We start from the raw sequence: 26,130 nt of genomic DNA, 5'->3' as shown, positions 1-26,130 counted from the left end.
GGTGTCCCGCAGCCCAAGGGCGTTGTAGCGGGCGAGACCGTCCGAGTGTACTGCGCCGTGAAGGTTTACACGTCATCACTCAAGAAGGACCGCAAATGGTACGTTTTTTTCTTTTGGATTACTTGCAGGTTTTTTGGCTCAGCGAATCGCGCTGCTGTTGAGAATACCGTCCTTGGTTGCGGCGATGACTGCGGAAATCTTGTTATTGACTCCCAGTTTCAGAATCGCGCTTTGCACATGAAAATTGACCGTGCGTGCGCTGAGATTGAGGATTCTGGCACTCTCATAGGCAGTCTTGCCATCAGCCGCCAGCCTCAATACATCGATTTCGCGGGGAGACAAATGCGGCACGACCGGCTTCGCCGCTTTCTTGGGCAGTGTCTGTGTGACCAACCCGTGCAGGTGGCGCCCGATGAACACCGAGAAACCGAGATTTTCATACAGCTCAAATGCAGTGATCGGGCAATGGCTTCTGGCCAGGCTCAGAATGCTGCAAACACCACTGTCCTCGTCATGGACCGATTGTGACCAGCCATGCTGCAATCCTTGCTTCTCAAGCGCATCCCACAACCAGGGAGTCTTGGAAAAAAGTTCTTCGCTCCATAGGATAGGCAATCTGGAGTGATTGCAGTGAGCCACTACCGGGTCTATTGCATTGAAATTTTTCTGTTCATATTCAATGTTCCAATCCGTCGGGTAGTTGTTGAGTTGGACTGTATTAAAGTGGTCAGTTTTTGTTTGGTATGTTGTTGAAAAAGCGAAAAACTTAAAGCCAAGGTTTTTCGCAAAGCCGAGTGAAATCCGGTAGGCAGTCTCAATCTCCGTTGCCCGTGATAATTGATTGAGTTGTGATTCCTTCCACCTCTCCATTGCATCTCTCCAAGTGTGATGTTACTTAGTGGCGCCTTTTTGGATCCAATAATCTGGCACGTGCCGAGTGTAGGACGTTTCTTATGGTTGTGTGAGATTTTTTGGCTTTGTTTACGATTTATAAGCAAGTATCTGGTTCTAACGTTAAGGAGCACTGGCGTAGATAACAAAAATGTCAATCTCACTATAAACAGGCTTGAATGTGTGTGTTAACCGGATGGTTAATGTTCAGTCGTACTGTGAAGTTAATGCGAATGAGGTCCTGGCTAAAGCCACTACAAATCACCGGTGTTTAAGCCGCCCGCTTTGCGGGACACTGTGGCTATCTGTTGAATGGAGCCCCCCATGACCGCCAGCGCAGAAAAATTCACTCGCCAGACCTTGCTCGACGTCCAGTCGCTGACCCCCAGTCTGTTCACCCTGCGGACCACCCGGGACCCGGGTTTTCGTTTTCGTGCAGGACAATTCGCCCGGCTGGGCGTTACCAAGGCTGACGGCAGCACCGTATGGCGCGCCTATTCCATGGTGTCGTCGCCCTATGACGAGTTCCTCGAATTCTTTTCCATTGTGGTGCCAGGGGGAGAGTTCACCAGTGAGCTGAGTCGGCTGGGAGTCGGCGATACGCTGCTGGTCGAGCGTCAGGCCTTTGGTTACTTGACGCTCGATCGCTTTGTCGACGGCCGTGATCTCTGGCTTTTATCCACTGGCACCGGCCTGGCGCCGTTTCTGTCGATCCTGCAGGACTTCGAGGTCTGGGAGAAATTCGAACGAATCATCCTGGTCTACAGCGTGCGCGAAGCCCGGGAACTGGCTTATCAGGACCTCGTCAGCGGGTTGGCCGAGCGCGACTATTTAGCGGAGTTTGCGCACAAGCTGCAGTTCATCACTACCGTCACCCGGGAGCAGCATGCTGGCGCTCTGAGCGGCCGGATCACGGCGCTGATCGAAAATGGCGAGCTGGAGCGGGCGGCAGGCCTGGCGCTGACGGCCGAGCACTCACGGGTCATGCTCTGCGGCAACCCGCAGATGATCGATGACACGCGCAAATTGCTCAAACAACGCCACATGCACTTGAGCCTCAGTCGCCGGCCCGGGCAGGTGGCGGTGGAAAACTACTGGTAAAAAAAACGGCGCCTCAAGGGGCGCCGTTGATTGTTTGACTAACGTCTTCAGGGCCGATTGTTCTGAGCCTTGAGCAAATCGCGGATCTCTTCCAGCAGCTCTTCTTCCTTGGTCGGAACCGGCGGCAGCGTTGGCGCTACGGCCTCTTCGCGTTTCAGGCGGTTGATGGCTTTGACGCCCATGAAGATCGCGAAAGCGACGATGATGAAGTCAATCAGGCTCTGGATGAATTTGCCATACGCCAGCACTACCGCGGGGACATCGCCGTTGGCTGCCTTGAGCGTTACCGCCAGATCACTGAAGTCCACCCCTCCGATCAGCAGGCCAATCGGTGGCATTACCACGTCGCCGACGAACGATGAAACGATCTTGCCGAAGGCGGCGCCGATGATGATACCGACCGCCATGTCGACCACGTTACCTTTGACCGCGAAGGCCTTGAACTCACTTATCACGCCCATAGGTTATTCCTTGTTACAGATGAGGTTGGTGAAGGCATTGTAAGTCAGCATGGTGCTTCGTGCTTGAAACAACTGTGTACAGCGCTTGCCGGCCACCGTGTTCGGGGTAGCCGCTTTAATGTTGGGCGTCCCGGGCGCCCGTGGGCTTTTTCTCCCTCGATCGCTCAGTTCTGCTGAGTGGAGGGAGTGCAGAAACAAACATAAAAAGTAGGGGCTTTAGTATCACTCGCTCGATGCAAGGATAAGCTGCGGTATAGGTTGTTTTATGTGAATGGTTACAGGATGTATGGACTCGTACCTTAAACAGTCCCTCTGATATTCGATGCGGAGAATGCCATTATATTGCCATTGGCTTGGTTGTTCGTATTGTAAAGTTTGCTTAACGGCTGCATTGTACATCCAAGTTATAAATGATGAAGATCTGTACAGGTTCTGGTTTTTGTTTTATTGAGCGAGACAACTATTGTGTAAAGTAATTTCTGAGAAAGTTGTACAGTTTTTCACAGTTAGTAATGCAGTGGATGTATTCAAAAGACTGAACAAGTTGCTGCCAGGGGGGCGCTGGGTAACTTCGCCGCGCGTGACCCACTCCAGCTGAGCTATCATCGCGGTTTTTGCCGGGAGTTCAGATGGCCAAGGCCAAGCGCATGTACGGCTGCACCGAGTGCGGCTCAACCTTCCCCAAGTGGGCTGGCCAATGCGGCGAGTGCGGGGCCTGGAACACCCTGACCGAAACCATGGTGGAGAGCGGTGGCGCAGCAGCCCCCAGCGGTCGCACCGGCTGGACTGGTCAACAGGCACAGATCAAGACCCTGGCCGAAGTCAGTGTTGAAGAAATCCCGCGTTTTTCCACAGCGTCCAGCGAACTCGATCGGGTGTTGGGCGGTGGCCTGGTGGACGGCTCGGTGGTGCTGATCGGCGGTGATCCGGGCATCGGCAAATCGACCATTCTGCTGCAAACCTTGTGCAACCTCGCCAAAGTCATGCCGGCACTGTACGTCACCGGCGAAGAATCCCAGCAGCAAGTGGCCATGCGCGCGCGCCGTCTCGGCTTGCCGCAGGATCAACTGCGGGTGATGACCGAAACCTGTATCGAAACCATCATCGCCACCGCCCGGCAGGAAAAACCCAAGGTAATGGTGATCGACTCGATCCAGACGATCTTCACCGAGCAACTGCAATCGGCACCGGGTGGCGTGTCCCAGGTCAGGGAAAGCGCGGCGTTGCTGGTGCGCTATGCGAAGCAGAGCGGCACGGCCATTTTCCTGGTCGGCCACGTGACCAAGGAGGGCGCTTTGGCGGGGCCACGAGTGCTGGAGCACATGGTCGACACAGTGCTGTATTTCGAAGGCGAATCCGATGGGCGTTTGCGTTTGCTGCGGGCGGTGAAAAACCGTTTCGGCGCCGTCAACGAACTGGGTGTATTCGGTATGACCGACAAGGGGCTGAAAGAAGTCTCCAACCCTTCGGCGATTTTTCTCACCCGTGCGCAGGAAGAAGTGCCGGGCAGTGTGGTCATGGCGACGTGGGAAGGGACGCGGCCGATGCTGGTGGAAGTCCAGGCGCTGGTTGACGACAGCCATCTGGCCAATCCACGTCGGGTAACGCTGGGTCTGGATCAGAATCGGCTGGCGATGTTGCTGGCGGTGTTGCACCGTCACGGCGGCATTCCGACCCACGATCAGGATGTGTTTCTCAACGTGGTTGGCGGGGTGAAGGTGCTGGAAACGGCCTCCGATCTGGCGCTGATGGCGGCGGTCATGTCCAGTTTGCGCAACCGGCCACTGCCCCACGATCTGTTGGTGTTCGGCGAGGTCGGGCTTTCCGGCGAAGTACGCCCGGTGCCGAGCGGCCAGGAACGCTTGAAAGAAGCCGCCAAGCACGGTTTCAAACGCGCCATCGTGCCTAAGGGCAATGCGCCTAAAGAAGCGCCGCCGGGGTTGCAGATTATTGCCGTAACGCGTCTGGAACAGGCGCTCGACGCCCTGTTCGAATAACTTTCCAGACAGAACACAAACCCTGTGGGAGCGGGCTTGCTCGCGAAGAGGGAGTGTCAGTTGCCATCAATGGCACTTGACACACCGCTTTCGCGAGCAAGCCCGCTCCCACATTGGAATGACGCCAGTCTTTAGATTTCGATCAGAGCGCCCAGTTCGCGCTCAAGCTGTTGCGGATCGCCAAGGTTGAGCTCAACCAACCGCCGCAGGCGTTCGATGGATTCCAGGCTGATGTGTTTGCAGACGAAGCCGAGCTGACCATGATCATCGTGGGTCAGTTGCACATCCATCTTGATGGCGACGTCCTCGTTGAGATGAATATCGACCAGGAAATGCCACTCCCGATTTCCCAGCCACGGTTCGGGCTTTTCGATCAACAGTCCCTTCAGTGACAGATCGATCAACTTCACCGGCCAGATGAATTCCCCTTGGCTCAGCTCGGTTCGGGCATCGAACGCAATACGTTTGAAGCGGCGGCGATCGGCAGAGTGCTCGCTCATGAGGCAATCCTCGTAAATGTTCGCTGACTATAGACCCGCATTGTCACAGGTTGCCAGCAAAGTGATGGCTCAACCTATGTCGGGGGATGGCCTTTGCGGCCGTTAGCGCTAAACTCGGGATGACTGTCTTTCTTGTCCACTCTGGCTGGAATCATTAAATGAAAAATAATAATAGCCTGCTACGCCACCTACCCTGGTTGCTGCTGGCAATCGTAGGGGCGTGCGCCCTGGGTGTAGTGGCATTGCGCCGAGGCGAGGCAATCAACGCCTTGTGGATTGTGGTCGCTGCCGTGGCCATCTATCTGGTTGCGTATCGTTACTACAGTCTGTTCATCGCTAACAATGTGATGCAGCTCGACCCGCGACGGGCCACCCCCGCCGTGCTCAACAATGACGGTCTGGACTACGTGCCGACCAACAAACACATCCTCTTCGGCCACCACTTCGCAGCCATCGCTGGCGCGGGGCCGCTGGTCGGTCCGGTCCTGGCGGCGCAGATGGGTTACCTCCCCGGTACGCTGTGGCTGATTGCCGGCGTGGTGCTGGCCGGTGCTGTTCAAGACTTCATGGTCCTGTTCATGTCCACCCGCCGCAACGGCCGTTCCCTGGGCGACATGGTTCGTGAGGAAATGGGCCGCATTCCCGGGACCATCGCGCTGTTTGGCTGCTTCCTGATCATGATCATCATCCTCGCGGTGCTGGCGCTGATCGTTGTGAAAGCCCTGGCCGAAAGCCCGTGGGGCATTTTCACGGTGATGGCGACCATCCCGATCGCGATGTTCATGGGCATTTACATGCGCTACATCCGTCCGGGCCGCATCGGTGAAATCTCCGTGGTCGGCGTGCTGTTGCTGCTGGGTTCGATCTGGCTGGGCGGGCAGATTGCCGCTGATCCGTTCTGGGCCAAGGCGTTCAGCTTCAACGGTGTGCAGATTACCTGGATGCTGGTCGGTTACGGTTTCGTGGCCGCCTCGTTACCGGTGTGGCTGATTCTGGCCCCGCGTGACTACCTGTCGACCTTCCTCAAAATCGGCACCATCGTGGCCTTGGCGATCGGCATCCTGATCACCATGCCTGAGCTGAAAATGCCGGCGCTGACCCAGTTCGTCGACGGTACCGGGCCGGTGTGGAAGGGCGGTCTGTTCCCGTTCCTGTTCATCACCATCGCCTGTGGCGCGGTCTCGGGTTTCCACGCGCTGATCTCCTCTGGCACCACGCCGAAACTGCTGGATAACGAGGTCAACGCCCGTTACATCGGTTACGGCGCCATGCTGATGGAATCCTTTGTCGCCATCATGGCCATGGTTGCCGCGTCGGTGATCGAGCCGGGCGTGTATTTCGCCATGAACAGCCCGGCGGCAGTCGTCGGCGGTGACGTGGTGGCCGTGGCACAAACCGTCAGCAGCTGGGGCTTTGCAATTACCCCGGAAGCGTTGCAAGCGGTGGCCAAGGACATCGGTGAAACCACGGTCCTGGCCCGTGCTGGCGGTGCGCCGACCCTGGCGGTTGGTATTGCGCAGATCCTGCACAGTGTCCTGCCCGGTGAAAACACCATGGCGTTCTGGTACCACTTCGCGATCCTGTTCGAAGCGCTGTTCATCCTGACGGCTGTGGACGCCGGTACCCGTGCCGGCCGTTTCATGCTGCAGGACTTGCTGGGTTCCTTCGTGCCGGCGCTGAAACGCACCGAATCCTGGGCCGCCAACCTGATCGCAACCGCCGGTTGTGTGGCGATGTGGGGTTGGTTGCTGTACCAGGGCGTGATCGATCCGCTGGGCGGCATCAACACCTTGTGGCCGCTGTTCGGTATCTCCAACCAGATGCTGGCCGGTATCGCGCTGATGTTGGCGACTGTCGTGCTGATCAAAATGAAACGCCAGCGCTACGTCTGGGTCACCATGTTGCCCGCCGTGTGGCTGCTGATCTGCACCACCACCGCCGGCTTCATCAAGCTGTTCGATGCCAACCCGGCGATCGGCTTCCTGTCGCTGGCCAAGAAATACAGCGATGCGCTGGCCAACGGTCAGATCCTCGCCCCGGCCAAGGACATTACGCAGATGCAGCACGTGATCTTCAACGCCTACACCAACGCAACGCTGACGGCGCTGTTCCTGTTCGTGGTATTCAGTATCCTGTTCTATGCGCTCAAGGTCGGCATTTCCGCCTGGGGCAGCAAACAACGTACGGATAAAGAAGCGCCATTCCAGGCTCTGCCGGATGCTTGATTGAGGATTGCAGCATGTTCAATGACCTGAGTCGCCTCGGTAAATACCTCGGTCAGGCCGCGCGCCTGATGGTCGGCATGCCCGACTACGACAATTACGTCGAGCACATGCAAACCAAACACCCGGACAAGCCGGTGATGACCTACGAGATGTTCTTCCGGGAACGCCAGGAGGCTCGTTACGGAGGCAAGGGTGGGCCGAAGTGCTGTTGATCCAGTTGTCGGGTTAACAGCAATCCCTGTGGGAGCTAGCCTGCTGGCGATGGCGGCTGAACATTCAACATCACTGTTGATTGACAGTCCGCCATCGCCAGCAGGCTGGCTCCCACATTTGTTTTGTGTTGATACTTCTATTCAGTGAGTCAGGAGATTCAGTTTGTCCTCTCCCATCCCGGTAACGATCCTCAGCGGCTTCCTCGGCGCGGGAAAAACCACGCTGTTGCGCTACCTGCTCAAAGCCGAACACGGCCTGAAAATCGCCGTGATCGAGAACGAATTCAGCGACGCCGGTATCGACACCCAACTGTTGGGCGACGAACCGGTGCAAGTGATGACGCTGTCCAACGGCTGCGTCTGCTGCACCATCCACACCGATCTGACAAAGGCCTTGTACCTGCTGCTCGAACGCCTGGACAGCGGCGAAATCGCCTTCGACCGTCTGGTGATCGAATGCACCGGCCTGGCCGACCCGGCACCGGTGGCCCAAACCTTTTTCATCGATGAAGAACTGCGCGAGCGCTATATCCTCGACGGCATCATTACCCTGGTCGATGCGGCGCACGCCGACACTCACCTGACTCAAACCATCGCCCAGGCGCAGATCGGTTTTGCCGACCGGTTACTGGTGAGCAAGCGCGATCTGGTGGACGAGGCGACCTTTACCGCGCTGAGCGAGCGCTTGACCCGCATCAACCGTCGCGCACCGATCCGTGTGGTCGAGCACGGCAAGATCGATCTGGCCGAATTGCTCGACGTGCGCGGTTTCAACCTCAATGCCGACCTTGGCGGCGGTGTCAGCCTGCGCCCGGTGAGCAAAGCGCCGTCCATCGACCGCATTTCGAGCCTGGTGCTGCGCACCGACAAGCCGCTGGATATCGACAAGCTCAGCGAGTTCATGAACGAACTGCTGGAAGATCATGGCAAGCAATTGCTGCGCTACAAAGGCGTGTTGAACATCCTGGGCGAGCCGCGGCGCATGGTGTTTCAGGGGGTGTTGAAGTTATACGGATTCGATTGGGACACGGAGTGGGCTGACAATGAAACGCGCGAAAGCGTGATCGTGTTCATTGCCGATGATTTGCCGGAAGAGAAAATTCGTGAGGGGTTTGCGCGGGTTGCGGCAATCTAACGCGTTGTTGGCGTCTGTGATGGCGCCTTCGCGAGCAAGCCCGCTCCCACATTTGGAATGCATTCCCCCCTGTGGGAGCGGGCTTGCTCGCGAAGGCGATCTAACCGGTAACACGATTCTGACTGAGTGTCGGTCCGGCGTTGAGCAACATCGCTTCCAAATGATCCAGATGCTGGCCCAGCAAGTTCTCAGCCTTCACGGCTTCGCCGCGTTCCACGGCTTCCAGAATCGCCTGGTGCTTATGCCAAACGCAATAACCCTCCAACCCTACCTCAAACTGCGCAATCGCCAGTGAAGTCAACGGCACCAAGCTGCCAAGAAAATGCGCCAACGGTGCGTTCCCCGCCATTTGCGCCAACCGCAGATGAAACTCCCCCGATAACCGGATCGCCGCACCCCGCGCGGTGCATTGGCGCTCGCTCTCGATCAAGTTTCGCAGCGGCTTCAAGTCCTGTAGGCGCGATTGACAGGCCAGTCGCACCAAGGTGATTTCGGCCAACCGTCGTGCATGCAGCATTTGCCGGGTTTGCTCGCTGTCGAGCGCGGCGACCCGGGGCCGATGATTGGCTCGAAGGACGATGATCTGCTGATGGGACAGTTGCGTCAGCACGCCACGTATGTCGCTGCGCCTGGCGCCGAACATCTGCGCCAGGCTTTCTTCCGTAAAGCGACTGGCCGCATGAATGCGCTGTTCGAGAATGGCGTCGAAGACTCGCGAATAGAGATCCTCCGCCGGCAGGGGAAAGGGCAGGGCGCTGAGGGTTTGCGGTGAGGCGAAGCTGTTCATGGCTTGTCTCCAGTTCGAAGCGGACTCAACTGACGAGGTTGTCGTCCGGAATATTCAATTCGATGCCCATCCGCTGGCCTTCCCGAAGGATGTGCCGACGCATCTCGGCGCTGGCCTGGGCGCTGTTTTTGCTGCGGATAGCGCGCACCACGGCTTCGTTCTCTTCAAGGCGCTCAGCCAAATGCTCCGGGGAGTTGCGCAGCACGTCGGCGCTTTGCTTGAGGGCGTTGCTGGTCTGTTGCACCACACTCTGGAAGATTGGGTTCGAGGTCAGCGTGAACAGCTCTTCGTGGAACGCGATGTAGGCGTTCACCCCGGCTTCGCTGTCGTTGGCTTCCAGCGCTTCGCGCATGTCCATCAGGGTCAGGCGCAGTTGCCCGACTTCCTTGCTGCTGATCGACTGCGCCACCAGGCCGACAATGAACGGCTCGAGGGTGTAGCGCAGTTGCAGCACGTCTTCCAGGCTCGCACCGGCGACTGCGCTGTCGTGGCTTTGGCTGTCACTGAGATTGGCCTCCAGCACCACCACGCCTTTCCCCGGCATGGAACGCACCAGCCCAAGGGTTTCCAGCACGATGACCGCTTCACGCAGGCTCGGGCGGCTGATGCCCAGTTGCTCAGCCAACTCGCGCTGCCCCGGCAGCATCTCGCCGGAGCGCCACTGACCACGGGCCAAAGCGGCCCGGAGTTTTTCTACTACTGAATTCACAACGGTCGACGAGGTGATCACTGTTCGCTCCATGAGCATCCAAAACGATTGATGACCGTGCCTGCTCGTGGGCAGGCACGGCGATTATTCAGAATTCCTGCTGATGCGCAGGGCCGACGGGCTTTCTCGGCTGGAAGGTATAACCCACCTGGCCAGAAAGTACTTTGTTCGCCCGTTGGATATCGATGTCCTTTTCCCAGCGCGCGATGGCCACGGTGGCGACGCAGTTGCCGATCAGGTTGGTCAGCGCCCGGCCGATGCCCATGAACCAGTCCACTGCCAACACCAGCACCAGGCCGACCACCGGAATCGCCGGGATCGCCGTCAGTGTCGCCGCGAGAATCACCAGCGCCGAGCCGGGAATCCCATGGGCACCTTTGGAGGTGATCAAAGACACCAGCAGGATGGTCAGCAGGTCGGTCATGGCCAGCGGCGTACCGGTGGCGTTGGCGATGAACACGATGGCGAGGGTCAGGTAGATCGAGAAACCGTCCAGGTTGAACGAGTAACCGGTAGGAATCACCAGCCCGACCGTCGAACTACCGATGCCCAGATGCTCAAGCTTGCGCATGATTTGTGGCAGCACGGCGTCGGAGGAGGCGGTGCCCATGACGATCAGCAGTTCTTCGCGCAGGTACTTGAGCAATGGCCACATCTTCAGGCCCGAAAGGCGCATCACCAGGCCAAGAATCAATGACACAAACGCGAAACAGGTCAGGTAAAACAGGCCGACCAGGCTGCCCAGGTGTTGCAGCGAATCCAGGCCATATTTGCTGGTGGTGAAAGCGATGGCGCCGAACACGCCGATCGGCGCCAGACGCACGATCATGCCCATGATGCGGAAAATCACGTGGCTCAGCTCATTGATCAGCCGGGAAATACCCGACGCTGCTTCGCCCACCAGGTTCAGCGCACTGCCGAACAGCACTGAAAACAGCAGGACTTGCAGGATATTGTTCTCCGCGAAGGCGCCGATCACCGAGGTCGGGATCAGGTCCATCAGGAACTGCGTGGTGGTGTGCATGTGCTGACCGCGCTGGGCGATGTCGCCCATGTCGGCAGCGGAAAGCTGATCCAGATGAATATTCGCGCCGCTGCCGATGCCGGTGCTGAAAGCGAACACCAGACCAATCACCAGGGCGATGGTGGTCAAGACTTCGAAGTAGATCACCGATTTCAGTCCGATGCGTCCGACCTTCTTCAGGTCGCCGGCACCGCTGATGCCGCTGACCACCACGCAGAACACGATCAGACCGATAAGCATCTTGATCAGTTTGATGAAGCCATCGCCGAGCGGTTTGAGCTGGGCGGAGTATTCAGGAAGGGTCAGCCCACAGACGATGCCGAGCACCAGTCCGAGAACCACTTGGAGGAAGATTGAACGCGAGCACCATCTGAGCATGGGAGGAATCCTGGTCGGTGTCCTGGCTGCCGTGCGCTTCGCGCATCAGATTCAGGACTTAATTATTGTGGTCTTACCGGTATGTCCAGTGCGGGCGCAGTCTAGGCGCTGTTTTTGGGTGTTCGCAAGCAAATTTTGAGTAATTGGCATGACCGGTCTTACCAGTTGGGTGCAATGCCCCGACCTTGAGCCTTTTCGCGGTTTGAAAAAAATTGCGGACGAAAAAAAACCGGCCATCACTGGCCGGTTTTTCATTGCTGCGGTTTTGCGGGCTGATTAGGCGCCGTATACCGGCAGCTTCTTGCAGATGGCCTTGACCTTCTCACGAACGGCGTCGATCACCGCTTCGTTGTTCAGGTCCGCCAGGATGTCGCAGATCCAGCCGGCCAGTTCTTTGCACTCTGCTTCCTTGAAGCCACGAGTGGTCACAGCCGGAGTACCGAAGCGCAGACCGGAGGTGACGAACGGGGAGCGTGGATCGTTTGGCACGGAGTTCTTGTTCACGGTGATGAACGCTTTGCCCAGAGCGGCGTCGGCGTCTTTACCGGAGATTTCCTGCTTGATCAGCGACAGCAGGAACAGGTGGTTCTGAGTACCGCCCGACACCACATCGTAACCGCGCTCGATGAACACGCCGGCCATGGCCTGGGCGTTTTTCACCACTTGTTGCTGGTAGGTCTTGAACTCAGGTTGCAGCGCTTCCTTGAAGCAGATCGCTTTAGCCGCGATCACGTGCTCCAGCGGGCCACCCTGGGCGCCCGGGAATACCGCGGAGTTCAGCTTCTTCTCGATGTCGGCGTTGGCGCGAGCCAGGATCAGGCCGCCACGTGGACCGCGCAGGGTCTTGTGCGTGGTGGTGGTCACGACGTCAGCGAAAGGCACCGGGTTCGGGTAGACGCCAGCGGCGACCAGACCGGCCACGTGGGCCATGTCGACGAACAGGTAGGCGCCAACCTTGTCGGCGATTTCGCGGAAACGCGGGAAGTCCAGAATCTGCGAGTAGGCAGAGAAACCGGCCACGATCATTTTCGGCTTGTGCTCAACCGCCAGACGCTCGACTTCGTCGTAGTCGATCAGGCCGTTGCTGTCGATACCGTACTGAACGGCGTTGTACAGCTTGCCGGAGGAGGAAACGCTGGCACCGTGGGTCAAGTGACCGCCGTGCGCCAGGCTCATGCCCAGGATGGTGTCGCCCGCTTGCAGCAGAGCCAGGTAAACGGCGCTGTTGGCTTGCGAACCGGCGTGCGGCTGAACGTTGGCGTAATCAGCGCCGAACAGTTCTTTTGCACGGTCGATGGCCAGTTGCTCGACCACGTCGACGAACTCGCAACCACCGTAGTAGCGCTTGCCCGGGTAGCCTTCGGCGTACTTGTTGGTCAGTACCGAGCCTTGAGCTTCCATGACCGCAGGGCTGGTGTAGTTTTCCGAAGCGATCAGCTCAATGTGCTCTTCCTGGCGCTGAGCTTCTTGCTCCATGGCGGCAAAGAGATCGGCGTCGTACTTGGCAATAGTCAAATCACGGCTGAACATGGCGGTCCTCAGGGATCGGGGCAGAAAAGGGGGGCATTCTAACCCAATGGGTTTTAGATGGCATATGAAAGGACATCATGTCGCAGACAAGTGGGCTTCATGACGGGATCAGCGGTGATCGTGCTGGCCCAAATCGCCAGCAGGCTGGCTCCCACAGTAGATCTTCAGTGGCACCAAATCTTGTGTACAGCCAAAAAACCTGTGGGAGCCAGCCTGCTGGCGATGGCCTTCCTACAAAATTTCAGTCGAACATGAAGAGCGCATCATTGCTGAACTGCGCTTCAAACCGGTTCGCCGGCATCGGCCGCCCGAACAGATACCCCTGAACCTCGTCGCAACCATGCTCACGCAGGAAGTCGAGTTGCTCGTGGGTTTCCACGCCCTCGGCGATCACCGCCAGATTGAGGCTGTGGGCCATGGCGATGATCGCGCGGGCAATTTGTGCATCCTGCTCACCCGACGGCAGGCCGTCGACGAAGGTGCGGTCGATTTTCAGCACGTCGATCGGGAACTGCTTGAGGTAGTTGAGCGATGAGTAACCGGTGCCGAAGTCGTCGACCGCAATGCTCAGGCCGAGATTTTTCAACCCGGCGAGAATCTGCATCGCTTCGCTGACTTCGCGCATCAGGATACTTTCGGTCAGTTCCAGCTCCAGGCACGCCGGCGGCAGGCCGGTTTCCTTGAGGATGGTGGCAATCCGTGTCCCGAGTTGCCCGTCGGAGAACTGCCGGGCCGAAATGTTCACCGACACCTTCGGCACCCGGACCTTGGCCTGATGCCAGGTCTTGAGCTGACGGCAGGCCTCGCTGATCACCCAGTCGCCGACATCCACCACCAGGCCGAGCTCTTCGAGCACCGGAATGAAGTCTCCCGGCGGCACCAGACCTCGTCGCGGATGGCGCCAGCGCAGCAAGGCTTCGGCGCCGGTCAGGCGTTTGCCATCGCCGCTGAACTGCGGTTGGTAGTAGAGGACGAATTCGTTCTGCTCCAGGGCGTGACGCAAGTCGCTTTCAAGCTCCAGACGCTCCAGGGCGCTGGCGTTCATGTCGGCTTGATAGAACTGGAAGTTGTTCTTGCCACGCTCCTTGGCGTGATACATCGCGGTGTCGGCGTTTTTCATCAGCTGGCTGAGTTCGTTACCGTCCTGAGGGCTCAGGGCGATACCGATACTGGCGGTGACGAAGAACTCGCGGCCTTCAAGCACGAACGGTTTCACCAGGCTGGCGAGAATCTGTTCAGCCACATGAATCGCCCGGTTCAAGGCAATTTCACGGTTGGCCCGCGGTTGCAGCAGCAAGGTGAACTCATCGCCGCCCATGCGCGCCACGGTGTCGTCATCATCGACACAGCCGAGCAGGCGCGTGGCCATTTCCTTGAGCATGCGATCGCCGGCGGCGTGGCCCAGGGAGTCGTTGATCGGTTTGAAGCGGTCCAGGTCGAGGAACATCAGCACCACCCAGGACTTCTGCCGTTCGGCCGATTGCAGCGCCGAATGCAGGCGATCCTGGAACAGCGTGCGGTTGGGCAAGTGGGTCAGGGCGTCGTAATAGGCGAGGCGGTGAATCCGCTGCTCACTGGCCTTGCGTTCGCTGATGTCGCTGAAGAAGCACACGTAGCTGGCCAGATCGCCTTCGTCATCCAGCACCGCCGTGATCCCGACCCAGGCCGGGTAATGCTCGCCATTGCGTCGTTTGAGCCAGACTTCGCCTTCCCACGTGCTGTGCTGATGCAATTGCTTGAGCACATAACGCAGATGGGCTTCCTGCTGCTCGTCGACGGTCAGCATGTTCGGCAACTGGTCGAGCACCTGTTCCACCGCATAACCGCTGACACGGCTGAAGGCTTCGTTAGCCTGGACGATGTAGCCGGCCGGGTCGGTGATCAGGATCGCAGAAGTCGAGTGCTCAAATACGGTCGCGGCCATGCGCAGGTCTTTTTCGGCCCGGCGTTGCTGGCTGATGTCGCGACCGACGCCCAGCACGCCTTCGAATGCACCGTGTTCGTCCCAGACCAGCACCAGCCGCAGTTCGATCGGAATCTTGCGCCCGTCGGCCCGCAGGCAATCAAACAAAAACAGTTGGGTTTGCACCTGGCTGCGCAACAGCGCCAGTTGCTCGGGTTTATTCAGCGCTTTACTGACCCGGTCCATCAGTTGATAAATGCCGGTCAGCTGTTGTGGGTTGGCGATGGTCGATTGCCAGCCGTTCTGGAAAATCCAGTCGGCGTCGTAGCCCAGCACGGCTTGCACCGACGGGCTGACGTAGTTGAGCGCTATTTTGCTGTCGGTTGAGAAAATCACGTCGCTGATGCTTTCGGCGAGCATCCGGTAGCGCTGCTCGCTGTCGCGCAGGGACTCACTGGCTTCAATCTGATCGGTGATGTCCTTGGCCACGCCGATGATTCGCGTGACCTGATCGTGCTTGTCCCGCGCCAGCGCCTGTTCGCGGATGTCAAAGCGCCGCCATTTACCGTCCCGGTGGCGGAAGCGCAGCTGGCATTGCATCAGTTGTCGGTAACCGGCCTGGCGCTGGGTCTGGCGCGAGCGGTGGTAGAAGTCGGCATCTTCGGGGTGCAGCAGAATTTCCCAGAAATACTCGCCCATCTGGTGCAGTTCGGTACGGTTGTAACCGAGCGTCTGGCCCAGGTGGTGGTTGCTGAAAATCATTCGCTGGCTGATCACGTCCTGCACGTACAGATGATCCGGCACGGTGCGCACCACGTCGGACCAGAATCCTTCACGCTCCAACAGCGACAGTTCGACGAGCTTGCGACTGGTGATGTCGGTGATGCTCAGGATCACCGCTTTATAGTCGTCCTGGTCTTCCGGCAGACGCAGCACCAGCCACAAGTGCTGGTCGCGGCCATTGGCGTCTTGCAGTTTGATTTCCAGTTCAAGCTGTTTCTGCTGGTTGAGCACTGCGTCGAGCACTTGATTGCCAATGGCGGTGCCGTCCTGCGGGTTACCGTCGATCAGCAGTTTCCAGGCTTGATCGCAGGTGTTGACGTTGAGCAGTTGCAGGGCGACCAGGTTGACTTCGGTGATGCGCAGTTCCTGCAGCAGATGCTGGCGCTGTTGCGGTGTTTCGAGCCAGGCCTTCAGTTGCTCGCTGCTGTGCAACTGAGCATTGTCGAAGACGCTTTTGAGCCCGGACACGTCGAGTACACACAAGGCGACGCCGGTGCCTTCGAAAATATCCTGGTAGCGTCGACGGCCTTCGTGCACCTGGCGTTGGCGGCGGCGCATGTTCAGCAGGGCGATGAACGGCAGGAGCGAGAAGGCCAGGCCCAGAAGGCATTTGCCAATGAACGCCGGCAGCAGATGTTCGATCACCCGTTGCCGGTCGAACAACCCGCGCAGTTGCCAGTCGCTGCTGCTCAGGGGCACGGTCAGCACGCTGTTCGCCAGCTCATCCGGTGTTATCACCGCCGGAGTGGCCAAGGGTTGCCCATCGTCGCGGCTGATGATCTGGTGATTGACGCGGTTTTCCACCACCCACAGCGGGCGAATGCCAGTTTCGTTTTGATTGGTCAGCGAAGAGAAAAATGTCGGCGTCAGCCGCAGAGCCCAGTAGCCGCGGGTGCTGCCGCTGGCTTGATGCAGCAGTAGATGCACCACCGAACCGTCATTGGCGTTGCTGAAATAATGGGCCTGGGCGCGACTGCGCCGAACCAGTTCGCTCAGGTAGTCAGCGTCATCGCTGTTGTCGGCGCTGTCGGTGAGGACTTTGCCGGAAGGGCTAAGCAACGCGAGGCTACGCAGCTCGGGCAAGGATTTTTGCAGTTTGCGGAACAGCGCCTGCTGTTCGTCGGTACTTTGCGGTTGTTCGACGATCGGTAGCAGGTTGAGGGCGATCTGGGCATTGAGTGCCATGTTCAGGCTGACTTGCGAGGCCAGATCGGCGGTGTAGTCGATGGTGTACTGACGCTGGTGTTGTTGGGTATCGCGCAACTGATCCAACAACTGCCAGAACAATAGCGCAAGCAACATCAGGGCGAGTGCCGCCAGCGCGCCCTTCAGGGACCCACGCAGGGGTGAGCCGGTCGCAGGATTGAGTGCGCTCACGGAAGAAGGTGGGGTGACATTAGACAAACTGTAATCCTGCGGTTTGGCTGGACTGGCGCGACGTGCACTATAAGCCGGACGCCCGAAGGGCGGCTAGCATGCCCTGACTTGTGGCAAAGTGCCAGTCCCGCTCGGCTGGACTGCCTTCCGTCAATCAGGTAGCTTTGCCGGTTACGCGGGAGCGTTCCAGCTCCTAGAATCAGGTTTTTTCAGCGCGCAGCATTGATCGCTATCAATCGTCGACGCGCACAACCTGGACGGGCATCGCCCGCGCCCCAATCATTCATCGTTCACTGACCCTAGGTTCTCCATGGCTCAATACGTATTCACCATGCATCGGCTGGGTAAAGTTGTTCCGCCGAAGCGGGAAATCCTGAAAAACATTTCGCTGTCGTTCTTCCCGGGCGCCAAGATTGGCGTGCTCGGCCTGAACGGTTCGGGTAAGTCCACGCTGTTGAAAATCATGGCGGGCGTCGACACCGAGTTCGAAGGCGAAGCCCGTCCGATGCCAGAGCTGAACATCGGCTACCTGCCGCAAGAACCGATCCTGGACCCGACCAAGACCGTGCGTGAAGTGGTCGAGGAAGCGGTCAGCGTGATCAAGAACGCCCAGGCGCGCCTGGACGAGGTCTACGCCGCATACGCCGATGAAGATGCCGACTTCGACAAACTGGCCGCCGAACAAGCCAAGCTCGAAGCCATCCTGCAGGCCAGCGACGGTCATAACCTGGATCGCCAACTGGAAGTCGCCGCCGATGCGCTGCGTCTGCCGGCCTGGGATGCCAAGGTCGAATTCCTGTCCGGTGGTGAGAAGCGTCGTGTGGCCCTGTGCCGCCTGCTGCTGTCCGCCCCCGACATGCTGCTGCTCGACGAACCGACCAACCACCTGGACGCCGATTCCGTCGCCTGGCTGGAGCACTTCCTGCACGATTTCCCGGGCACCGTGGTTGCGATCACGCACGACCGTTACTTCCTGGACAACGTTGCCGGCTGGATCCTCGAGCTCGACCGCGGCGCCGGTATCCCGTACGAGGGCAACTATTCGGGTTGGCTCGAAGCCAAGTCCGATCGTCTGGCTGCCGAATCCAAGCAGCAGTCGGCCCACGAAAAAGCCATGAAGGAAGAACTGGAGTGGGTGCGCAAAGGCGCCAAGGCCCGCCAGTCCAAATCCAAGGCTCGTCTGCAACGCTTCGAAGAAATGCAATCGCAGGAATTCCAGAAGCGCAGCGAAACCAACGAGATCTACATCCCGGCCGGTCCACGCCTGGGCGACAAGGTCATCGAATTCAAGAACGTTTCCAAGGGGTATGGCGATCGCGTGCTGATCGACAACCTGTCGTTCTCCATGCCTAAAGGCGCCATCGTTGGCGTGATCGGCGGTAACGGTGCCGGTAAATCGACCCTGTTCCGCATGCTGATGGGCAAAGAAACACCGGATTCGGGCACCATCGAAGTCGGCGAAACCGTGCAACTGGCGTGTGTCGATCAGAGCCGGGAAGACCTGGACGGCAGCAAGACTGTGTTCCAGCAAATCTCTGACGGTTCAGACCAGATCCGCATCGGCAATTACGAGATCCCGTCGCGCACCTACGTCGGTCGCTTCAACTTCAAGGGCGGCGATCAACAGAAGTTCGTCAAGGACCTGTCCGGTGGTGAGCGCGGTCGCTTGCACCTGGCCCTGACCCTGAAAGAGGGCGGCAACGTCCTGCTGCTCGACGAACCGTCCAACGACCTCGACGTTGAAACCCTGCGTTCCCTGGAAGAAGCCCTGCTGGACTTCCCGGGCGCAGCCATTGTGATCTCTCACGATCGGTGGTTCCTTGACCGCGTCGCGACTCACATCCTTGCGTACGAAGACGACTCGCAAGCGGTGTTCTTCGAAGGTAACTACACCGAGTACGAAGCCGATCGCCGCAAACGCCTGGGCGAAGCGGCGACTCAGCCGCACCGTGTACGGCACAAGAAACTGGCCTGATTTCAGGTTGGTTGCATGAAAAAACGGAGCCTTCGGGGCTCCGTTTTTTTTGGGTTTTCCAGTGAGACCGCGGCGCGGCCTTCGCGAGCAAGCCCGCTCCCACATTTATCCGCGCCGTAGCCGACAACAGAGGTCGAATGTGGGAGCGGGCTTGCTCGCGATGGCGGCCTAATGGTCACTCAATATCTATATTCAAAACCTCAATCACCAAATCCCCCACCGGCCGCTTCCAGACCACCTCATCTCCGACCTGCGCGCCCAACAGTGCCCGACCCAATGGCGAACCCCAGTTGATCAAACCACTGGCGGCATCCGCCTGATCCTCGCCCACCAACTGCACCCGCTGCTCGTTGCCCTGTTCATCGGCAAACGTCACCCAGGTGCCAATCTGTACTTTGTCAGTCGAAGAGGCCGGGACGACTAACTGAGCGCTTTGCAATCGCTGGTTGAAATACCGCCAGTCACGCTCAAGGTCAGCCTGGCGCTGTTTGTCGGCCAGTTCACCTTTGGCACTCTGTTCATTGAGCAGGTTCTGCACCTCGGCCAGTTTCGCCTGAAGCAGGGCGAGCCCGGCCGGGGTGACGTAGTTGGGCTGCGCGCTGACCTGTCGTTCTACTGGCTGATCAGCTTGCGCGGCGGCGTTATCTTCATTGACGAAGGCACGACTCATGGTTTTCTCCCGTTATAGGGTTTGGGCCATGGTCGCAGGCTTTTAGTTTCGACCTATATCTGTCAGCGACTTATTGCGAGCGAAAAGCACGAGCAGCGTCCTGATCCTTCTGCTGCTGCCAGGCCTTTTCGCGCTCGTCCCAATGGTGGCTGCGATAATCCTCACGGTCCTCGCTTTCGCGCATCGCCTGACACTGACGGAAGCCATCGCTCCAGCCCTCGGCGTATTGCTTGTCCTTGAGGTAACGCGGAACGTTTTTACGAAACTCTCCGGTGATTGCCCCCGCCGCTTGCCGGCCACTGCTGCAACCGTCATCGAAGCCATCGGCGAATGCCGGTGGATACCCCTTGGCGATCAGATCCTCGTGGGTCGTCTGGCAACCCGCGATCAGCATCAGCAAACCCACCACACCCACGCAACGCCACATCTCAGACTCCCAGACCGTCAACGGCCTATAAGAGAAGTCTAGGAGTGGATTCGTGAGGCAATTGTGGAAGGGGTGTGAAAAATCTATTGGGCAACGCAAAACAAATGTGGGAGCGGGCTTGCTCGCGAAGGCGGTGTGCCAGTCGACACTTATGCCAACTGACACACCGCCTTCGCGAGCAAGCCCGCTCCCACAGGGATGGTGGTGTGTCAGGTCAATAGTGATACCACTTCATCTCAAGCATCACTTCGTTCTCGGGCGAAGCCAGGTGGCTGAATTCGCGCTGGGCACTCAGGCGTAAACCCAGGTTGCGCGACAATTCCCACTGCTGATTCAGACTCACGCTACGGCGCACTTCGCCATTGGTGAAGAAGTCGCCCTTGGCTTCCAGGCTGAAGTTGCCCAGCGGGTTTTTCCACAGCACACCGCCGTTGAAGCCCGCCGCCGGGGCGATGAAACCGGCAAAGTCGTTGTTGTGTTCAATGCGCACGGTGCCCAATGCAAAGCCGAGCATGTCGTCGCCCAGTTGCCAGGTCCCGCCGCCGCCACCATTGACGTGGCTGACCAGGGTTTCGTCGTCATGCTTGCCCGGCACGCGCTCCAGGCCGCCGGTAACTTGCCACGAGAGTGGCTGCAGTAATTCATTGCGCGGGGTCAGGGAACGGATGGTTGCCAGGTCCAATTGCTGCAACTGCCAGTGATTGCCTTCGTACTGGCGCAGTTTCATTTGCAGGATTTCAATCTGCGCGCCGAGGGGGAAACTCTCGGCGTTGTCGTTGAGGTCGTGATACGCCATGCGCAAGCCGTACTCGCCAAATGCCTTGTCGCCTCGAGTGCCGATACCGGCCTGCCAGGTACGCGATTCATGGCCATCTTCAGGCAGGCCGGGTTGCGGGATGTCCAGTTCCGGTGCCGGGTTCTGGTTGATCGCCCGCAGCAGTTCGAAACTGCGCTGCGCCCGTTGCGGGTCACGCTCTTGGCCGTTGGCGCGGTAGCGCTCCAGGCGGTAGGCGGCGTCGATGATCAACGCCTGACGATCCTTGGGTTGAGCCTTGAACGCCGGGTCTTGCAGTTGCTTCTGATCGGCGCTGACTTTCAGCACCCAATCCTGTTCTTCAGTGGTCAATGGCTCGGCGCGGCTCAGCAGTTCACGTTCGCGAGACGGTCGATACTGAATGGATTCCACCAGTCCTGCTTCTTTCACCGCTTTGACGGTGTCGGTAGGAATTGCGGTGAGCGGGAATTGTTCGGTCAGTCGCAGGCTCGGACGGGCTACTTGCAGCAATTCCAGCAGGCGATAAGAGCAGTTTTCGTCGAAGAAAAAATAGTCGAACTGGATCTGCTTGAGCTCCCAGACGTGCTCGACCATGCGTTCGGTTTCTGCCTGGGTCAGATTGAGGCGGTACTCCCACAGATCGCGATTCTCGAGGCTGCGGTACTCCGAGAGTTTTTCTTGATAGGGCACCAGGGCAAACAAACCGGGATAGCCGCCCATCAAGCCTTTCCAGGCATACAGAATGCTGTTGTCCGAGCCTTCGATGTACGCGCCGAAGTTGATTGCATAACTGAGCAGGGCGGTTTGATCACTCTGCACATTGGCCTGGTCGATACGCAGCAACGTGTGGCCGAACATCGATGACGGACTGTTCAGATACGCCGCCGGGAAAATCATCACCGCACTGTGGGGCGAAACATCCTGGAACCATTGCTTGAATTCAGTACAGGGAAGCGTCGGCAGATCGGTCAGGTTGAGCTGTGCCTTGAGCCAGCGGGTGCGGGCCGGGTAGACGCATTGCGCATGTTTCTCGCCAGCACTGGCCGGGGCGTACAGCGCTTGCACGGTCGCCGCCAGCTCGTTGTCGGGATGTTCATTGCCGTCGGCGGCAAGGAAGAATTTCTTGTCGCTGACATAGCTGCGCCAGCCGCCGAGTTTGGCGGTTTCGTAGTGACCCAGGGAAATCCAGAAGGGATCATTGGCCAGTTGCTGCAAACGTTGATTGTCGATTTTGGGCGTGGCAGACAGCGGGGCGCAGACACAGAGCGCCAGCCAGGCAAGGCGTTTGAGCATAGTGGGCAACTTAAGTCGGAAGAAACAAAGACCCAAAGGGGCAGGCCAAAAGGGCCAGGTTCAAAAAATAAAACCCGCCCCGAAAAGGAGCGGGCGGGTCGAGCTTAAGCTTGAGTGGCGTACTTGGCCAGACGCGGATCGCTCTTCAGAACGGCCAGGGTGTTGGTATGCACGTCGTCAGCGGTCACGTCAGCCTTGCTGAAGATCTGCTGGAAGTGCTCATGAGTGACAGCGGCGAAATGCGCACGGTCTTCCGGCGCCACGCCCAGTACCACAGCGTAAGTGGTCAGCGCTTCGCCCTGACCTTTAGCCATGTCTTCGGACAGCTCGTTCATCATGCCATTCATGGCAATCCAGGATTTGCCGCCATAGGTCAGCGACGCATTGGTCGCGCAACCGTTGGTACCCGAGGTCATACCGAACGTTGCGTTGCCGGAAGTGCCGTTGGTGGTGGATGCCAGGAAGTGAGCCGGGGTGCCACGCTGACCTTCGAACAGCATGTTGCCCCAACCGCAATCCGGGCCGCCTGGCGCCTGAGCCATGGCATTGAGGGATACAACGGTGAAGAGAGTACCGAGAAGAATCCGTTTCATAGCTTTGTTCTCTTTATGTGCATACCAATGGACAAGGGGTCTGGCCCGATCTGGCGCCAGTGGGCCGGTTATTGTTCCAGCCGCGCAGTTTGGAGTTTAGGCACGTTCCTGGGGTTCCGTGATTTTTTGCGAAACATTCGTTGAAAACGTTGATTTAGACCCGGCCCGCTTGCCGATAGCGCTTTGTCTATGCTTTGGCTAGAGGCGCGCCTTGCAAGTGAGGTATGGGCAGCGCCAGAATGCCGCTATCTGCCCCGCCTGATGTAAGGAAGCCCGATGCCTGATCCTGTTGCTGCCAGCTTGCGTCTAGCGCCTGAAGCGCTGACCCGTCCGTTTTCCGCTGAACAGTTCAGCTTCTCTACCACCAATGATTTGGAGCCCTTCCGCGGTGTGCTTGGCCAGGAACGTGCGGTCGAAGCCTTGCAGTTCGGTGTGGCAATGCCACGCCCCGGTTACAACGTATTTGTCATGGGCGAGCCCGGCACCGGCCGGTTTTCGTTCGTCAAACGCTACCTGAAAGCCGAAGGCAAACGCCTGCAGACCCCGGCGGACTGGGTCTACGTCAACAATTTCGATGATCCTCGCGAACCTCGCGCACTGGAGTTGCCGTCGGGCACCGCCGGCGCCTTTATCGATGACATCAACGGCTTGATCGACAACCTGCTGGCGACTTTTCCGGCCGTGTTCGAGCACCCGTCCTACCAGCAAAAGAAAAGCGCCATCGACCGCGCCTTCAACCAGCGTTACGACAAGGCGCTGGACGTGATCGAGCGCCTGGCGCTGGAGAAGGACGTTGCGCTGTACCGCGACAGCACCAATATCGCCTTCACGCCGATGAGCGAAGGCAAGGCCGTGGACGAGGCCGAATTTGCCCAGTTGCCGGAAGCCGATCGCGAGCGTTTTCACGACGACATTGCATGGCTGGAAGAGCGGCTGAACGAAGAACTCGCCAGCCTGCCGCAATGGAAGCGTGAGTCGAGCAATCTACTGCGCCAGCTCAACGAAGAAACCATCACCCTGGCCTTGCAGCCATTGCTTTCTCCGTTGTCGGAGAAGTATGCGGAAAACGCGGCGGTCTGCGGTTACCTGCAAGCGATGCAGGTGTACCTGCTCAAGACCGTGGTCGAGCAACTGGTGGACGACAGCAAGACAGACGCCATCGCCCGCAAGCTGCTGGAAGAGCAATACGCGCCGAGCCTGGTGGTTGGTCATCCGTTCAGCGGCGGTGCGCCAGTGGTCTTTGAGCCGCACCCGACTTACGAAAACCTGTTCGGCCGCATCGAGTACACCACCGATCAAGGCGCGCTCTACACCACGTATCGACAGTTGCGTCCGGGTGCGCTGCACCGCGCCAACGGCGGCTTCCTGATTCTTGAAGCGGAAAAAATGCTCAGCGAGCCGTTCGTGTGGGATGCGCTCAAACGCGCGCTGCAATCGCGCAAACTGAAAATGGAATCGCCGCTGGGCGAGATGGGCCGTTTCGCCACCGTGACCCTGACACCGCAACACATTCCGTTGCAGGTCAAAGTGGTCATCATCGGCGCCCGACAGCTCTACTACACGCTGCAGGACCTCGATCCGGACTTCCAGGAGATGTTCCGCGTCCTGGTGGACTTCGACGAAGACATTCCGATGGTCGACGAAAGCCTGGAGCAGTTCGCCCAGTTGCTCAAGACCCGCACTTCCGAAGAAGGCATGGCGCCGCTGACCGCCGATGCGGTGGCGCGTCTGGCGACTTACAGTGCTCGCCTGGCTGAGCACCAGGGGCGTTTGTCGGCGCGGATCGGTGATCTGTTCCAACTGGTCAGCGAGGCGGATTTCATTCGCCAACTGGCCAGTGACGAAATGACCGACGCCGGGCACATCGAACGTGCGCTCAAGGCCAAGGCCACGCGTACCGGGCGCGTCTCGGCGCGGATTCTCGATGACATGCTGGCAGGAATCATCCTGATCGACACCGCTGGCGCGGCGGTCGGCAAGTGCAACGGGCTGACAGTGCTGGAGGTCGGTGACTCGGCGTTCGGTATACCGGCGCGGATCTCCGCAACCGTCTATCCGGGCGGTAGCGGCATCGTCGACATCGAGCGCGAGGTTAACCTCGGTCAGCCGATTCACTCCAAAGGCGTGATGATCCTCACGGGGTATCTGGGCAGTCGTTACGCTCAGGAATTCCCGCTGGCGATTTCCGCGAGTATCGCCCTTGAGCAATCCTACGGTTACGTCGATGGTGATAGTGCATCGTTGGGCGAGGCTTGCACGCTGATTTCGGCGCTGTCGAAAACCCCGCTCAAGCAGTGCTTTGCGATCACCGGTTCGATCAACCAGTTCGGTGAAGTGCAGGCGGTGGGTGGGGTCAACGAGAAGATCGAAGGCTTCTTCCGACTCTGCGAAGCGCGCGGGCTGACCGGTGAGCAGGGCGCAATCATTCCCCACGCCAACGTTGCCACGCTGATGCTCGACGAGAAAGTGCTGACGGCGGTGCGCGCGGGGCAGTTCCACGTCTACGCCGTGCGCCAGGCTGATGAAGCCCTGAGCCTGTTGGTCGGCGAGCCGGCCGGTGCGCCGGACGCCGATGGCCAGTTCCCTGAAGGCAGCGTTAACGCGCGGGTGGTGGAACGCTTGCGGGTCATCGCAGAAATGATCAGCGAAGAAGACCTCAAGGAAGCCGAGAAAGAAGCTGCGCAGGAAGCACTGGTCGAGGCCAAACCGGCCTGACGCATACCGAACTTGGGATCACACAACGCTAATGTGGGAGCGGGCTTGCTCGCGAAAGCGGTGTGTCAGTTGGCATCAATGTCGACTGACACACCGCTTTCGCGAGCAAGCCCGCTCCCACATTTTTATCGGTGCTGAGCTCTAAAAGTGCCATCAGTCTGGCGTCAATATTCACACAATGACCATTCGGCGCCTTCTGGTCTCACTTGACGTGCTAGTCAGACTTTTCCTCTATTCTCAGGTCAAGGATATCGACAGTAATCACTGGATCGAGACAGCCCTCCCGTGGGGGCTGAATACCGGATCTACCGAGGGTCGCCGCCATGTCGCGCAACCTCTGCCTCACCCGTCAATGCCTGGGCCTTGTGACCCGTATCGAGTGTGCCATCCGCCCATTGGCGGGGGATACGGGCATGTGGACCTTACTCTTCGCCGCCGGAATGGCTGGCGAGCAACCTTCTGCCATTAAAGCCCAGGGCCCGTTTCATGGCCCCTTTGTGGCTGAGTCGATTCTCGACACCATCGTTGAAAGTCTCACCTTGCACGGCTATGAACTGGCCGATGATCCGCAAATCTGGTGCCTGCACCTGCAAGCTCAGCTGCGCGAAATCAATGGTGGCCGCTGCCGCAACACTGGAGGTTTCGAGTTTCGGCCCGAGCACTGAACAG

The 26,130-nt window shown here is 58.7% G+C and carries 20 protein-coding genes; 8 read left to right on the top strand and 12 right to left on the bottom strand.

The features are described from left to right. Nucleotides 1-138 precede the first annotated feature (138 nt). A complete protein-coding gene (locus DFS28_RS19630) occupies nucleotides 139-870 on the bottom strand; it encodes an autoinducer binding domain-containing protein (RefSeq protein ID WP_111451116.1) in 732 nt (243 codons plus the stop codon). A 345-nt stretch (nucleotides 871-1,215) separates the two neighbouring features. Here DFS28_RS19630 and DFS28_RS19625 point away from each other — a divergent pair, with 345 nt between their 5' ends. Continuing rightward, complete coding sequence (locus DFS28_RS19625; RefSeq protein WP_111451115.1) at nucleotides 1,216-1,992, top strand: ferredoxin--NADP reductase; 777 nt, start codon at nucleotides 1,216-1,218, stop codon at nucleotides 1,990-1,992. Nucleotides 1,993-2,039: 47 nt separating this feature from the next. On the opposite strand, the gene mscL is transcribed toward DFS28_RS19625, so the two are convergent. Continuing rightward, nucleotides 2,040-2,453 carry a large-conductance mechanosensitive channel protein MscL gene (gene mscL / locus DFS28_RS19620; RefSeq protein WP_008149145.1) on the bottom strand — a complete coding sequence of 138 codons (414 nt, stop codon included), beginning with the start codon at nucleotides 2,451-2,453 and terminating at the stop codon, nucleotides 2,040-2,042. Nucleotides 2,454-3,082: 629 nt separating this feature from the next. On the opposite strand from mscL, the gene radA reads away from it, so the two are divergent. After that, nucleotides 3,083-4,450: a DNA repair protein RadA gene (radA, locus tag DFS28_RS19615; protein WP_008149143.1), complete on the top strand. Its 1,368-nt coding sequence runs from the start codon at nucleotides 3,083-3,085 to the stop codon at nucleotides 4,448-4,450. A gap of 131 nt (nucleotides 4,451-4,581) precedes the next feature. Here radA and DFS28_RS19610 read toward each other — a convergent pair whose 3' ends face one another. Further along, entirely contained in the window at nucleotides 4,582-4,950 is a 369-nt protein-coding gene (locus DFS28_RS19610) for a PilZ domain-containing protein (RefSeq protein ID WP_111451114.1), read from the bottom strand. A 158-nt stretch (nucleotides 4,951-5,108) separates the two neighbouring features. Here DFS28_RS19610 and DFS28_RS19605 point away from each other — a divergent pair, with 158 nt between their 5' ends. The 3 genes from DFS28_RS19605 to yjiA all read left to right on the top strand — a co-directional run bounded on the left by DFS28_RS19605 (nucleotide 5,109) and on the right by yjiA (nucleotide 8,522). After that, nucleotides 5,109-7,175, top strand: coding sequence for a carbon starvation CstA family protein (locus DFS28_RS19605; RefSeq protein ID WP_111451113.1), 2,067 nt, complete (start codon nucleotides 5,109-5,111; stop codon nucleotides 7,173-7,175). Nucleotides 7,176-7,189: 14 nt separating this feature from the next. Further along, nucleotides 7,190-7,387, top strand: a complete 198-nt coding sequence (locus tag DFS28_RS19600; RefSeq protein ID WP_008154232.1) for a YbdD/YjiX family protein — start codon at nucleotides 7,190-7,192, stop codon at nucleotides 7,385-7,387. 163 nt (nucleotides 7,388-7,550) lie between these two features. After that, nucleotides 7,551-8,522 (top strand): GTPase, encoded by a 972-nt coding sequence (gene yjiA / locus DFS28_RS19595; RefSeq protein WP_111451112.1) that lies wholly within the window; start codon nucleotides 7,551-7,553, stop codon nucleotides 8,520-8,522. A gap of 100 nt (nucleotides 8,523-8,622) precedes the next feature. Here the strand turns inward: yjiA and DFS28_RS19590 are convergent, their stop codons facing one another. The 5 genes from DFS28_RS19590 to DFS28_RS19570 all read right to left on the bottom strand — a co-directional run bounded on the left by DFS28_RS19590 (nucleotide 8,623) and on the right by DFS28_RS19570 (nucleotide 17,040). Then, nucleotides 8,623-9,309 carry a GntR family transcriptional regulator gene (locus tag DFS28_RS19590; RefSeq protein ID WP_111451111.1) on the bottom strand — a complete coding sequence of 229 codons (687 nt, stop codon included), beginning with the start codon at nucleotides 9,307-9,309 and terminating at the stop codon, nucleotides 8,623-8,625. Nucleotides 9,310-9,334: 25 nt separating this feature from the next. Continuing rightward, nucleotides 9,335-10,039 (bottom strand): FadR/GntR family transcriptional regulator, encoded by a 705-nt coding sequence (locus tag DFS28_RS19585; protein WP_008154237.1) that lies wholly within the window; start codon nucleotides 10,037-10,039, stop codon nucleotides 9,335-9,337. Nucleotides 10,040-10,106: 67 nt separating this feature from the next. Continuing rightward, a complete protein-coding gene (locus tag DFS28_RS19580; protein ID WP_111451110.1) occupies nucleotides 10,107-11,420 on the bottom strand; it encodes a C4-dicarboxylate transporter DctA in 1,314 nt (437 codons plus the stop codon). Between the two features lie 276 nt (nucleotides 11,421-11,696). Further along, a complete protein-coding gene (glyA, locus tag DFS28_RS19575) occupies nucleotides 11,697-12,950 on the bottom strand; it encodes a serine hydroxymethyltransferase (RefSeq protein ID WP_111451109.1) in 1,254 nt (417 codons plus the stop codon). A 241-nt stretch (nucleotides 12,951-13,191) separates the two neighbouring features. Next, nucleotides 13,192-17,040, bottom strand: a complete 3,849-nt coding sequence (locus DFS28_RS19570; protein ID WP_111451108.1) for a bifunctional diguanylate cyclase/phosphodiesterase — start codon at nucleotides 17,038-17,040, stop codon at nucleotides 13,192-13,194. 283 nt (nucleotides 17,041-17,323) lie between these two features. Here DFS28_RS19570 and ettA point away from each other — a divergent pair, with 283 nt between their 5' ends. Then, nucleotides 17,324-18,988: an energy-dependent translational throttle protein EttA gene (gene ettA, locus DFS28_RS19565; RefSeq protein ID WP_111451107.1), complete on the top strand. Its 1,665-nt coding sequence runs from the start codon at nucleotides 17,324-17,326 to the stop codon at nucleotides 18,986-18,988. A 175-nt stretch (nucleotides 18,989-19,163) separates the two neighbouring features. On the opposite strand, the gene DFS28_RS19560 is transcribed toward ettA, so the two are convergent. The 4 genes from DFS28_RS19560 to DFS28_RS19540 all read right to left on the bottom strand — a co-directional run bounded on the left by DFS28_RS19560 (nucleotide 19,164) and on the right by DFS28_RS19540 (nucleotide 22,746). After that, nucleotides 19,164-19,658 (bottom strand): GreA/GreB family elongation factor, encoded by a 495-nt coding sequence (locus tag DFS28_RS19560; protein ID WP_111451106.1) that lies wholly within the window; start codon nucleotides 19,656-19,658, stop codon nucleotides 19,164-19,166. Between the two features lie 70 nt (nucleotides 19,659-19,728). Beyond that, nucleotides 19,729-20,085 (bottom strand): hypothetical protein, encoded by a 357-nt coding sequence (locus DFS28_RS19555; protein WP_008154250.1) that lies wholly within the window; start codon nucleotides 20,083-20,085, stop codon nucleotides 19,729-19,731. Between the two features lie 214 nt (nucleotides 20,086-20,299). Next, nucleotides 20,300-22,153, bottom strand: coding sequence for a DUF4105 domain-containing protein (locus DFS28_RS19545; protein WP_111451105.1), 1,854 nt, complete (start codon nucleotides 22,151-22,153; stop codon nucleotides 20,300-20,302). 104 nt (nucleotides 22,154-22,257) lie between these two features. Next, nucleotides 22,258-22,746 carry a DUF3015 domain-containing protein gene (locus DFS28_RS19540; protein ID WP_111451104.1) on the bottom strand — a complete coding sequence of 163 codons (489 nt, stop codon included), beginning with the start codon at nucleotides 22,744-22,746 and terminating at the stop codon, nucleotides 22,258-22,260. 276 nt (nucleotides 22,747-23,022) lie between these two features. Here DFS28_RS19540 and DFS28_RS19535 point away from each other — a divergent pair, with 276 nt between their 5' ends. Both DFS28_RS19535 and DFS28_RS19530 read left to right on the top strand, forming a co-directional pair. After that, nucleotides 23,023-25,461: a Lon protease family protein gene (locus DFS28_RS19535; protein WP_008154256.1), complete on the top strand. Its 2,439-nt coding sequence runs from the start codon at nucleotides 23,023-23,025 to the stop codon at nucleotides 25,459-25,461. A gap of 323 nt (nucleotides 25,462-25,784) precedes the next feature. Beyond that, complete coding sequence (locus DFS28_RS19530) at nucleotides 25,785-26,126, top strand: hypothetical protein (RefSeq protein ID WP_008154258.1); 342 nt, start codon at nucleotides 25,785-25,787, stop codon at nucleotides 26,124-26,126. The last annotated feature ends 4 nt before the right edge of the window (nucleotides 26,127-26,130 follow it).

Origin of the sequence: Pseudomonas sp. 478, assembly GCF_003254125.1 — a bacterium.
Classification (GTDB): Bacteria; Pseudomonadota; Gammaproteobacteria; order Pseudomonadales; family Pseudomonadaceae; genus Aquipseudomonas.
The sequence above is the reverse complement of the archived record's forward strand: the minus strand, read 5'-3'. Positions and strand labels throughout refer to the sequence as shown.

Coding starts and splice junctions, on each gene's coding strand:
- DFS28_RS19630 (WP_111451116.1), bottom strand. CDS start 870: ATGGAGAGGTGGAAGGAATCACAACTCAATCAATTATCACGGGCAACG.
- DFS28_RS19625 (WP_111451115.1), top strand. CDS start 1,216: ATGACCGCCAGCGCAGAAAAATTCACTCGCCAGACCTTGCTCGACGTC.
- mscL (WP_008149145.1), bottom strand. CDS start 2,453: ATGGGCGTGATAAGTGAGTTCAAGGCCTTCGCGGTCAAAGGTAACGTG.
- radA (WP_008149143.1), top strand. CDS start 3,083: ATGGCCAAGGCCAAGCGCATGTACGGCTGCACCGAGTGCGGCTCAACC.
- DFS28_RS19610 (WP_111451114.1), bottom strand. CDS start 4,950: ATGAGCGAGCACTCTGCCGATCGCCGCCGCTTCAAACGTATTGCGTTC.
- DFS28_RS19605 (WP_111451113.1), top strand. CDS start 5,109: ATGAAAAATAATAATAGCCTGCTACGCCACCTACCCTGGTTGCTGCTG.
- DFS28_RS19600 (WP_008154232.1), top strand. CDS start 7,190: ATGTTCAATGACCTGAGTCGCCTCGGTAAATACCTCGGTCAGGCCGCG.
- DFS28_RS19590 (WP_111451111.1), bottom strand. CDS start 9,309: ATGAACAGCTTCGCCTCACCGCAAACCCTCAGCGCCCTGCCCTTTCCC.
- DFS28_RS19580 (WP_111451110.1), bottom strand. CDS start 11,420: ATGCTCAGATGGTGCTCGCGTTCAATCTTCCTCCAAGTGGTTCTCGGA.
- glyA (WP_111451109.1), bottom strand. CDS start 12,950: ATGTTCAGCCGTGATTTGACTATTGCCAAGTACGACGCCGATCTCTTT.
- ettA (WP_111451107.1), top strand. CDS start 17,324: ATGGCTCAATACGTATTCACCATGCATCGGCTGGGTAAAGTTGTTCCG.
- DFS28_RS19560 (WP_111451106.1), bottom strand. CDS start 19,658: ATGAGTCGTGCCTTCGTCAATGAAGATAACGCCGCCGCGCAAGCTGAT.
- DFS28_RS19555 (WP_008154250.1), bottom strand. CDS start 20,085: ATGTGGCGTTGCGTGGGTGTGGTGGGTTTGCTGATGCTGATCGCGGGT.
- DFS28_RS19545 (WP_111451105.1), bottom strand. CDS start 22,153: ATGCTCAAACGCCTTGCCTGGCTGGCGCTCTGTGTCTGCGCCCCGCTG.
- DFS28_RS19540 (WP_111451104.1), bottom strand. CDS start 22,746: ATGAAACGGATTCTTCTCGGTACTCTCTTCACCGTTGTATCCCTCAAT.
- DFS28_RS19535 (WP_008154256.1), top strand. CDS start 23,023: ATGCCTGATCCTGTTGCTGCCAGCTTGCGTCTAGCGCCTGAAGCGCTG.
- DFS28_RS19530 (WP_008154258.1), top strand. CDS start 25,785: ATGTCGCGCAACCTCTGCCTCACCCGTCAATGCCTGGGCCTTGTGACC.